At 37.3% G+C, this 10,252-nt stretch carries 8 protein-coding genes, 2 rRNA genes and 1 pseudogene (1 of these 11 running past the window's edge); 9 read left to right on the top strand and 2 right to left on the bottom strand.

What is annotated here, in order from left to right:
* The 3 genes from BK579_RS21480 to BK579_RS26165 all read left to right on the top strand — a co-directional run.
* A 23S ribosomal RNA gene (locus BK579_RS21480) occupies nucleotides 1–1,834 on the top strand; it begins 1,120 nt to the left of the window's first position.
* Between the two features lie 55 nt (nucleotides 1,835–1,889).
* Nucleotides 1,890–2,005, top strand: a 5S ribosomal RNA gene (gene rrf, locus BK579_RS21475).
* Between the two features lie 984 nt (nucleotides 2,006–2,989).
* Nucleotides 2,990–3,175, top strand: a complete 186-nt coding sequence (locus tag BK579_RS26165; protein ID WP_204524748.1) for a hypothetical protein — start codon at nucleotides 2,990–2,992, stop codon at nucleotides 3,173–3,175.
* 398 nt (nucleotides 3,176–3,573) lie between these two features.
* Here BK579_RS26165 and BK579_RS26535 read toward each other — a convergent pair.
* Nucleotides 3,574–3,761, bottom strand: a pseudogene (locus BK579_RS26535) (DUF2716 domain-containing protein); the annotation flags it as partial.
* A 508-nt stretch (nucleotides 3,762–4,269) separates the two neighbouring features.
* Between BK579_RS26535 and BK579_RS21465 the strand changes: the two are divergent.
* The 3 genes from BK579_RS21465 (at nucleotide 4,270) to BK579_RS21455 (ending at nucleotide 6,282) form a co-directional block, all read left to right on the top strand.
* Complete coding sequence (locus tag BK579_RS21465) at nucleotides 4,270–4,800, top strand: YceI family protein (RefSeq protein ID WP_078549086.1); 531 nt, start codon at nucleotides 4,270–4,272, stop codon at nucleotides 4,798–4,800.
* A gap of 398 nt (nucleotides 4,801–5,198) precedes the next feature.
* Nucleotides 5,199–5,657 (top strand): MarR family winged helix-turn-helix transcriptional regulator, encoded by a 459-nt coding sequence (locus BK579_RS21460; RefSeq protein WP_235848502.1) that lies wholly within the window; start codon nucleotides 5,199–5,201, stop codon nucleotides 5,655–5,657.
* A 19-nt stretch (nucleotides 5,658–5,676) separates the two neighbouring features.
* On the top strand, nucleotides 5,677–6,282 hold the full coding sequence (locus tag BK579_RS21455) for an alpha/beta hydrolase (protein WP_078549082.1): 606 nt from the start codon (nucleotides 5,677–5,679) through the stop codon (nucleotides 6,280–6,282).
* Between the two features lie 42 nt (nucleotides 6,283–6,324).
* On the opposite strand, the gene BK579_RS21450 is transcribed toward BK579_RS21455, so the two are convergent.
* Entirely contained in the window at nucleotides 6,325–7,209 is an 885-nt protein-coding gene (locus BK579_RS21450; protein WP_078549080.1) for a YitT family protein, read from the bottom strand.
* 368 nt (nucleotides 7,210–7,577) lie between these two features.
* Here BK579_RS21450 and BK579_RS21445 point away from each other — a divergent pair, with 368 nt between their 5' ends.
* The 3 genes from BK579_RS21445 to BK579_RS21435 all read left to right on the top strand — a co-directional run bounded on the left by BK579_RS21445 (nucleotide 7,578) and on the right by BK579_RS21435 (nucleotide 9,819).
* Nucleotides 7,578–8,372 (top strand): basic amino acid ABC transporter substrate-binding protein, encoded by a 795-nt coding sequence (locus BK579_RS21445; RefSeq protein ID WP_078549078.1) that lies wholly within the window; start codon nucleotides 7,578–7,580, stop codon nucleotides 8,370–8,372.
* A gap of 71 nt (nucleotides 8,373–8,443) precedes the next feature.
* Nucleotides 8,444–9,100, top strand: a complete 657-nt coding sequence (locus BK579_RS21440) for an amino acid ABC transporter permease (RefSeq protein ID WP_078549076.1) — start codon at nucleotides 8,444–8,446, stop codon at nucleotides 9,098–9,100.
* Nucleotides 9,097–9,819, top strand: a complete 723-nt coding sequence (locus tag BK579_RS21435; protein ID WP_078549074.1) for an amino acid ABC transporter ATP-binding protein — start codon at nucleotides 9,097–9,099, stop codon at nucleotides 9,817–9,819. The genes BK579_RS21440 and BK579_RS21435 overlap by 4 nt, the downstream gene beginning before the upstream one ends.
* Nucleotides 9,820–10,252: the final 433 nt, after the last annotated feature.

Genomic DNA, 10,252 nt, shown 5'->3' with positions numbered 1-10,252 from the left:
CAGGATGTTGGCTTAGAAGCAGCCACCATTTAAAGAGTGCGTAATAGCTCACTGGTCGAGTGACTCTGCGCCGAAAATGTACCGGGGCTAAACGTATCACCGAAGCTGTGGATTGTTCTTTTAGAACAATGGTAGGAGAGCGTTCTAAGTGCAGTGAAGTCAGACCGGAAGGACTGGTGGAGCGCTTAGAAGTGAGAATGCCGGTATGAGTAGCGAAAGAGGGGTGAGAATCCCCTCCACCGTATGCCTAAGGTTTCCTGAGGAAGGCTCGTCCGCTCAGGGTAAGTCGGGACCTAAGCCGAGGCCGAAAGGCGTAGGCGATGGACAACAGGTTGAAATTCCTGTACCACCTCCTCACCGTTTGAGCAATGGGGGGACGCAGAAGGATAGGGTAAGCGCGCTGTTGGATATGCGCGTCCAAGCAGTAAGGCTGATTCGTAGGCAAATCCGCGAATCGTTAAGGCTGAGCTGTGATGGCGAGGGAAATAAAGTACCGAAGTTCCTGATTTCACACTGCCAAGAAAAGCCTCTAGCGAGGTGAGAGGTGCCCGTACCGCAAACCGACACAGGTAGGCGAGGAGAGAATCCTAAGGTGTTCGAGAGAACTCTCGTTAAGGAACTCGGCAAAATGACCCCGTAACTTCGGGAGAAGGGGTGCTTATTAGGGTGAATAGCCCTGATAAGCCGCAGTGAATAGGCCCAGGCGACTGTTTAGCAAAAACACAGGTCTCTGCGAAGCCGCAAGGCGAAGTATAGGGGCTGACACCTGCCCGGTGCTGGAAGGTTAAGAGGAGAGGTTATCGCAAGAGAAGCTTTGAATCGAAGCCCCAGTAAACGGCGGCCGTAACTATAACGGTCCTAAGGTAGCGAAATTCCTTGTCGGGTAAGTTCCGACCCGCACGAAAGGTGTAACGATCTGGGCACTGTCTCAACGAGAGACTCGGTGAAATTATAGTACCTGTGAAGATGCAGGTTACCCGCGACAGGACGGAAAGACCCCGTGGAGCTTTACTGTAGCCTGATATTGAATTTTGGTACAGCTTGTACAGGATAGGTAGGAGCCTTAGAAGCCGGAGCGCCAGCTTCGGTGGAGGCGTCGGTGGGATACTACCCTGGCTGTATTGAAATTCTAACCCACATGCCTAAATCGGCATGGGAGACAGTGTCAGGTGGGCAGTTTGACTGGGGCGGTCGCCTCCTAAAATGTAACGGAGGCGCCCAAAGGTTCCCTCAGAATGGTTGGAAATCATTCGTAGAGTGTAAAGGCACAAGGGAGCTTGACTGCGAGACCTACAAGTCGAGCAGGGACGAAAGTCGGGCTTAGTGATCCGGTGGTTCCGCATGGAAGGGCCATCGCTCAACGGATAAAAGCTACCCCGGGGATAACAGGCTTATCTCCCCCAAGAGTCCACATCGACGGGGAGGTTTGGCACCTCGATGTCGGCTCATCGCATCCTGGGGCTGTAGTCGGTCCCAAGGGTTGGGCTGTTCGCCCATTAAAGCGGTACGCGAGCTGGGTTCAGAACGTCGTGAGACAGTTCGGTCCCTATCCGTCGTGGGCGTAGGAAATTTGAGAGGAGCTGTCCTTAGTACGAGAGGACCGGGATGGACACACCGCTGGTGTACCAGTTGTTCTGCCAAGGGCATCGCTGGGTAGCTATGTGTGGACGGGATAAGTGCTGAAAGCATCTAAGCATGAAGCCCCCCTCAAGATGAGATTTCCCATAGCGCAAGCTAGTAAGATCCCTCGAAGATGACGAGGTTGATAGGTCAGAGGTGGAAGCGCGGTGACGTGTGTAGCTGACTGATACTAATCGATCGAGGACTTAACCAATATATTAATGAATGTCTGAACGTTATCTAGTTTTGAAGGTGCGAACTTTCATAAGTCTAGTGATGATGGCGAAGAGGTCACACCCGTTCCCATACCGAACACGGAAGTTAAGCTCTTCAGCGCCGATGGTAGTTGGGGGACTCCCCCTGTGAGAGTAGGACGTCGCTAGGCATTAAGGAAAGATCCATTCATTAGAATGGGTCTTTTTTTCTTATTTAAAACCGTAAGGTTTATACTAGAATAATGAGTACAATTAGAAAAGGAATACATAAGGTTAGGTTTCGAGGAACGAGGACAATGATAATTCCATCAGTTAATTGTAATTTAATGTAAAAGTGTTACACTTAAACTAACGAATCATTAATGTGAAATAAGCAAGTCGGAGATGCATAGGACAGTAAGTAAAAATAGAGGGAATAATTCCTCTTAATTAATAAATAGCATTGAAAATAGCTTAAATAGAGGGAGAAATGAGACTGTCGATTAACTCACCATCTCGTTTAAAACATGAATAACTTGGTTAAATTAAAGCAAATAATGCGTAAAAACAGGTGGAATATACATAAAATCAAGCCAAATAGGTCTATTATTTGAGAAATTCAACTTAACTAAATTTGCTTAACCTATTAATCGACAGTCTCGAAATTTCTCTTATTTAACTCGAAATGCTTGAAATAGGTAATTTTGCTTTATATAAGCGTAAAAATTCCCCCTATTTACCTCAAAACCAGCTATAATCTGCAATTAGCGGAAAAATTTCCGCTTATTTTCGGTGTTTTTTCGAAAAAAGTTTAAAGTTGATTATACTGTGTAGTAAAACGACATCTTTTTGGGCTGACTTTGTGAAGAGGTGTACTTAAAGTAAAGGGTAGCTTTTCTGCAACAGCAGCAGGAAAGCTTTTTGACTAACGGTCAGGTTTGTTAAATCAATAGACAGGTTTCTACCAGGAAATCAATGATATAATCAGAAAAAAAGGAGTTATTGAATGAATAAATATTATTTATTGACAATAGTAACTTTTTCTTTATTTTTGTATTCATGCAATAATCAACCAAAAGATAGGTATTGAGCCTAATAAATTAAGCCCTAGAAGCCCCGAAGTTAAAGAGATATTATCTACTAATAAGGATGCAGATATTTTCCTAATTGATGTTGTGTATATTAATGCTGAAGAAAATGATATTAGTTGGGTTAATGATTTAGAATTAAGTTTAGGTAATCAATATTACGAAATTACAAATCAAGCACAAAACCAGAAGAGTTCGAGAGTGGGACTGCAACGAAGTTACCTGTTGGCACGAAAATTTATAAACCTAATGAGAAACATGGACCTATTTTAATCGCTATAGTAAACGGAAGAGAAATTCGTTATCTTGGACAGGTGGAAGGTTAGTAATATTTTCTTACCTAAAGTATGGGTGCGGAATCCTGAACACGTTTTAATTAGCGTAGAGAAAAAACACTAAAGTAAATTAAGGCTATATAAAGGCCTTTGTGAAGTCTTAATACTTAAAGTAACGGAGAGCTTTCCTTAAAGAAGGAGAAGCATTCTTTTTTGTAGAAGTTATTGTACTAACGGAGCAGTTTAGTGCAATAAGATAATGTAAAATAGGGCATAGACCAAAGATTAATTATGCCTTTTTTATAGTATATTTGATTATGCAAATCAATGGCAGAATTGCTTAAAATGATGGGAGTAACTATATGACAAATTGGTTCCATTAAATGAAATAGAATACCATACTGTAATTGTCTTTTCCCAAGGATGAGACAAAATCCCCCATTTAAATTCCTTTTGTATAAAAAAGTAATAATCTCCATCTGGAACAGCTGGGATTATCCATCTATCTAAATCATCTCTTGGAAATTCTTTAAATGCATTTATTAGTAACATTCATGCTGCCAATCTAATGCAAACAAATATTCATCGTCTGACGCAGAGATCTGAATGTCATCGGAAACCGGCCTACCGAACACGGTAGTTAAGCTCGTGCGCCGATGGTAGTTGGGGGGCGACCACTACGAGAGTAGGACATCGCTAAACATTAAGAAAGATCCATTCATTGAATGGGTCTTTTTTTCATTGTCTAAAAACGTAAGGATTTTTCTAGAGTAATGGGTAAGCTTAAAAAGGAATCAATACATAGTTATCAACATTATCCAGTACTAAGCTTCTACCCGAGTTAACCCTGAATTCTGAAATCAATACAGAAGTAAAGGAATAAGAAAAAAGATGGTTACAGCTTCCTTATGTAAGGCTCATACTCTTATAAGAGTATTCTTCATTTGCAGTGTTAATAATCACATTGAATCTTTACGTCTTAAACACTTTTATGTTGACAGATATTTATCTATATCATATAATTTAGCTTGAATTAAGTTATCTTGAAATCAAGATATTTAAATTAAAACTATTTTATGGGGGAATTTTAACATGGCTAAGCAAAAGTGGAATGTTGACGTAACACACAGTGGAATTGACTTTTCAGTAAAGCATATGATGTTTGCAACAGTAAAGGGAGCTTTTCATAAGTTTGATGCAGAAATCGAAGCAGATCTAGCAGATTTAACAACTGCAGATATTCAATTTACTGTAGATCTTGCTAGTGTAGATACACGTAACGAAGACCGAGATAATCACCTTCGTTCAGCAGATTTCTTTGATGTTGAAAATCATCCAACGATGGCATTCAAGTCAACAAGCATTACAAAAACAGACGAAAATGAATATGATGTTACAGGTGAATTAACATTAAATGGTGTTACAAACACTGAAACATTTGCAGTTACTTTTGAAGGGCAAGGGAAAAATCCTTGGGGTGTAGAAGTTGCAGGATTTAGTGGAGAAGGAAAAGTTAAGCGTAGTGACTATGGTTTAACTTGGAATGCTGCACTTGAAACTGGTGGAGTATTAGTAGGAGATCAAATAAAAATTTCTCTTCAAATCGAAGCAAACCCAGCATAATGATATAAATTGGATGCCAACTAATGGCATCCTTCTTTTTTCTAAACCCCATCAACCTTAGTAATATGTTAAAAGAAGAAAGTAGAGTTGTTGAATAAGTATCCATGATTTAATTAACACTAACATCAATTAACCTATTGATAGGAGTGTAAGATGTGTGAGAAATAGAATTTCTATTATGATAGAAAGTACGAACTTATGGACGAGTTTTATGAGAAATTAAAAGAAAATGACTATATTCCTAACTGGGATCATAGGAATAACCATCATCGAAAAAACGACTCGGATGAATAGAGCCTTAGGATCTGAGGCTTTTCTTATTAGGCAAGGCTTGACATGAAATAAGTAACTGTTATACAATTATCTCGAATTCGAGATATTGAAAAGGAATGATTTTTGTGAAACAAGATAACGGGTATAGTGATACGAATTTAGCATTGAAATTGTTTATTGTCCTATCACGTGCAAACAGATCAATTTCTGACCTCGTTGAACAAGATATCAAAAGATATAATTTAAATCCTACAGAGTTTGCTGTATTAGAACTTTTGTTTCATAAGGGAGATCAACCGATCCAGCATATAGGTAAGAAAGTGCTATTAGCAAGTGGAAGTATAACGTATGTTGTTGATAAATTAGAAAATAAAAACTTAATTAAGAGAATATCTTGTCCAAAGGATCGAAGAGTTACGTATACTTCAATTACTGAAGATGGTGTGAAATTGATGGAAGAAATTTTTCCAAAGCATGAGGAAGAGATTACAAGGATCTTTAGTAGTCTAGACAATCAAGAGAAGATGACAATGATTGAACTTCTTAAAAAACTTGGACTTCAAGTTGAGAATAAGGAGTCATAAATAGAAAGGACTGAAACACTTGAAACATATCTATCAAGAAGGAACAAGCCATGATTCTCCAACACTACTTTTATTACACGGTACAGGTGGTACCGAAAATGATTTAATTCCATTAGCCGGACTAATAGATCCGAATGCTAGTTTTCTAAGTGTTCGTGGAAATGTATCTGAAAACGGAATGCCTCGATTTTTTCGACGTTTAGCTGAGGGTGTATTTGATGAAGAAGACCTTGTCTTCCGAACGAAGGAATTAAATGAGTTCTTAAATGAAGCGGCGGAAAAGTATGGATTTGACCGTGAAAATGTTTTTGCAGTTGGATATTCAAATGGAGCAAATATAGCTGGTAGCTTATTATTTCATCACGAGAATGCTTTGAAAGGAGCTATTCTTCACCATCCAATGGTGCCGAGAAGAGGAATTGATTTACCAGAACTTAAAGGAACATCAGTGTTCATTGGTGCGGGGAAAAACGATCCACTTTGTTTACCAGAAGAATCGATTGAATTACAAAAGCTTCTTGAGGAAGCAGGAGCTTCTGTTGATATTCATTGGGAAACTAATGGACATTCACTGACACAAAGCGAAGTGCAAGCTGCAGCAAATTGGTACAAGACAAAAGCGTAATACCAACAAAAGATCCCAAGTCAGGTAAGACATTGGGATCTTTTAATGTATATCTCGTTTCTTAAATCTCCCACCACGAACCTCAGCTATGTTTGCGACTGCTAAAAATGCATTAGGATCAATTTCTTCTACTATAGACTTTAATTTTGCTTCTTCTAAACGAGTTATTACACAGAAGATAACCTTTTTATCATCACCCGTAAATGCTCCCTCACCATTTAAATATGTAACACCACGGCCAAGACGAGCTATTATTGCTTCTCCAAGAACATAGTAGTTTTCACTAATAATCCATACCGATTTTGATTCATCAATTCCTTGAATGGTAATATCTATTGTTTTAAATGCAATAAAATAGGCAATCAAGGAATACATCGCACGATCCCAACCGAACACGAAGCCAGCACTTCCGAGAATGAATAGATTAAAGAACATAATGATTTCACCAACAGAAAAAGGTGACTTTTTTTGAAAGAGGATTGCTAAAACTTCGGTTCCATCTAGTGAACCACCATATCTAATGACTATTCCTACTCCAATACCTAAGATCATTCCCCCGAAAACTGATGCTAAAAGTGGGTCATGAGTTAAAACGGGTACAGGATGAAGGAGGGTTGTACTAATTGCTAATACAGTTACACCAAAAAGTGTAGAAATAGCAAATGTTTTTCCAATCAATTTATAACCTACATAAAAGAAGGGAACATTAAGAGTGAAAAGGAATAAACCCAACTTCCAACCAGTTAAGTGAGATAATATGATTGAAATTCCAACGATGCCCCCATCAATTACTTGATTTGGAACAAGGAAAATTTCTAATCCTACAGCCATTAAAACAGCACCTAAAAATATAAGTATTCCTCTCTTAGTGATTGTTGCTTTTGATAATTTGCGATGGTTAATTGCTTTATGTTCGGTCTCTTCCAATTCAGAACCTCCTAACTTAATTAGTATTAAGTAATATCCTTATTTTAGCATTCTTTTCATTTTTATTCTTTTATTTAAATTTAGTCATTAAAATAGTCTATAAAAATACAATATCTGTATGATGTTTATTATTATATTAGTAAAACACATGGAGTTCTCCTATTGTTATTAAATGTAAAAAAGATTTTTTATTCAACCTGTTGAATTAATAACCATTTTGAAGTATTATAATCTTTGTCTTAAGATAAGATTATTTAATAAATAGTCTACATTGATATAATGTTCTAAATATTAAAACTTCACAATTATAATGATTAGAGTTATAATTATCAGAAATCTTTCAATTAATATTCCAGGAGGCGGAACGAATGAAAAAAGGTATATTGTTATTATTGTCAAGTATCCTTCTTATTGCTTTGACAGCATGTGGGACAAGTGGAGGAAACGGAAACGAAGAAGAAGCCAAAGTATTAAAGGTAGCAACGGATGCTGCATATGCACCATTTGAATATTTAGAGGGTGATCAAATTGTTGGATTTGATATTGATATTATCAATGCCGTAGCAAAAGAAGCTGGTTATGAGATTGATATTGTAAACACAGGATGGGATCCTATGTTAATAGAAGTTGAACAAGGCACTTCGGATATAGGTGTATCAGCAATTACAATTACAGATGAGAGAAAACAATCATATGATTTCACTTCTCCATACTTTTTATCAAACAATAAAATTTTAGTTAAGGAAGGCAGTGACATTACGTCGTCAGCCGACCTTGAAGGTAAAGTAGTTGCTGTACAAAATGCAACTACTGGAGCAATCGCAGTTGAAGGTTTATTAGGAGAAAACAACTCAGATATTAAAAAGTTCGATAACAACAATTTAGCAATTTTAGAACTTTTAAGTGGTGGTGCTGAAGCGGTAGTTGCTGATGATACAGTAATTGAAGCTTATGTGGAAAACAATCCTGATCAAGGGCTAGTAGTCATTGAAGATGCAGACTATTTTGCAGCAGAATATTACGGTATCATGTTCCCTAAAGATAGTGAGTACAGAGAAGATTTCGATAATGCACTAAAAGCTATTATTGAAAATGGAACATACTCTACAATTTATAAAGAGTGGTTTGGGGCTGAACCAAATCTGGATGCTTTAAATCAGTAAAAATAATAAATAACCTTAAAATTGCGTAACCTTATAAGAGTTACGCAATTTTTGGGCTTAGGAGAGGTAGTATGAACTTTAATCTTGAAATTATTTGGGAGTATGCTCCTTTTTTCTTAAAAGGAACTTTACTTACGATCGGACTCTCATTTGCTGGAATTCTGTTTGGAACCATTTTAGGGTTATTTATAGGTCTTGGGAAAATATCACGTAATAAGCTTGTAGCCTTTCCATTTCAGTGCTATATCACTTTTTTTAGAGGGACACCATTATTAGTTCAGATTTTCTTAATTCACTTTGGTCTAGTACCCGCACTTATAAATGAAACAAATCCAATTTTTGCAGGAATACTCGCTCTATCATTAAATGCAGCAGCTTATATAGCAGAAATTTTTAGAGCAGGAATTCAATCAATTGATAGAGGGCAAATGGAAGCTGCTCGTTCACTTGGGATGAATCATATTCAAGCTATGAGGTATATTATCTTGCCACAAGCATTTAAACGTATGATTCCTCCTCTTGGAAATGAATTTATCATATTAATTAAGGACTCTTCGTTAATTGCGTTTATAGCAGCACCTGAAATTATGTATTGGGCGAGAGCAATGCAGGGGAAATACTTCAAGGCATGGGAGCCATATTTAACTGCTGCATTAATCTACTTAGTTCTTACTCTAACACTAAGTATCATTTTAAATCGCCTTGAAAGAAGGTTGGCAACGGAATGATTACAGTTAAAAACTTAAAAAAATCGTTTGGAAGTAATGAAGTTTTAAAAGATATTAATGTCACAATTAAACCACAAGAGGTTGTTGTAGTTATAGGTCCATCTGGTTCGGGGAAGTCAACTTTTCTTAGATGCATTAACTTACTTGAATCCATAACTGATGGACATGTCTTTATCGAAGGTACAGACATAACGGCTAAAAGTACTGATATTAATAAAATTAGAACAGATGTAGGGATGGTATTTCAGCAATTCAACTTATTCCCACATAAGACAGTGATTGAAAACATCATGCTCTCACCAATGATCGTCAAGAAATTAAAAAAAGATGAAGTGCGTAAAAAAGGGATCGAATTGTTGAAAAAGGTTGGATTGGCAGATAAGGCTGATGCATATCCAGATTCATTATCTGGAGGCCAAAAACAACGTGTGGCTATTGCCAGAGCTCTTGCTATGGAACCTAGAATAATGTTGTTTGATGAACCAACCTCAGCACTTGACCCCGAAATGGTTGGAGAAGTGTTAGAGGTAATGAAACAGCTTGCTAAAGAAGGAATGACAATGGTTGTTGTGACACATGAGATGGGCTTTGCTCGTGAGGTTGGAGACAGAGTTATTTTTATGGATGGTGGATATATCGTTGAAGAAAATGAACCAAGAGAAATATTTGAAAATCCACAGCATGAAAGAACTCAATCATTTTTAAGTAAAGTATTATAAAAAAGTATTTCACAACGCTTATGTATAGTTTTAAAAAATAAAAAACACATAGCGATTAAGCCTAGGGGTTATCATAAACTGATACTCCTGGGCTTTTTAGTGTATAGTAAATTAGATAGTATATATTTATTGTAGAGGAATGCAAAACTCCTAGGTGGTGCAGTAACTTTAGGAATGCTGTTTCTTGGAGAACCAAAGAATCTCCTTAGAATATTCTTCTTATTTTAATCATAATCGGTATGATTGGGTTGAAGGTAACATCGAAGAGCTCCTAAGGTTTTCCTCAGTCTCTAGACTGAGGAAAATCAGACTAGAGGTTGTTTTAGAAAAAAGGAATGTAAAGTAGAATGGAACATATGATAGATATTTTATAGGAGAAGTCACTTTCTCCAGAATATTAGCTAAGGCTCTTTTCTGAAAAATTGTTGTTATA

It is taken from the genome of Litchfieldia alkalitelluris, assembly GCF_002019645.1.
GTDB classification, from domain to species: Bacteria; Bacillota; Bacilli; order Bacillales; family Bacillaceae_L; genus Litchfieldia; species Litchfieldia alkalitelluris.
This window is presented reverse-complemented; position numbering and strand designations above follow the sequence as displayed.

Excerpts from the sequence above, each read along its gene's own strand:
- BK579_RS21465 (WP_078549086.1), top strand. The coding sequence starts at position 4,270 with ATGGCTAAGCAAAAGTGGAATGTTGACGTAACACACAGTGGAATTGAC.
- BK579_RS21445 (WP_078549078.1), top strand. The coding sequence starts at position 7,578 with ATGAAAAAAGGTATATTGTTATTATTGTCAAGTATCCTTCTTATTGCT.
- BK579_RS21440 (WP_078549076.1), top strand. The coding sequence starts at position 8,444 with ATGAACTTTAATCTTGAAATTATTTGGGAGTATGCTCCTTTTTTCTTA.
- BK579_RS21435 (WP_078549074.1), top strand. The coding sequence starts at position 9,097 with ATGATTACAGTTAAAAACTTAAAAAAATCGTTTGGAAGTAATGAAGTT.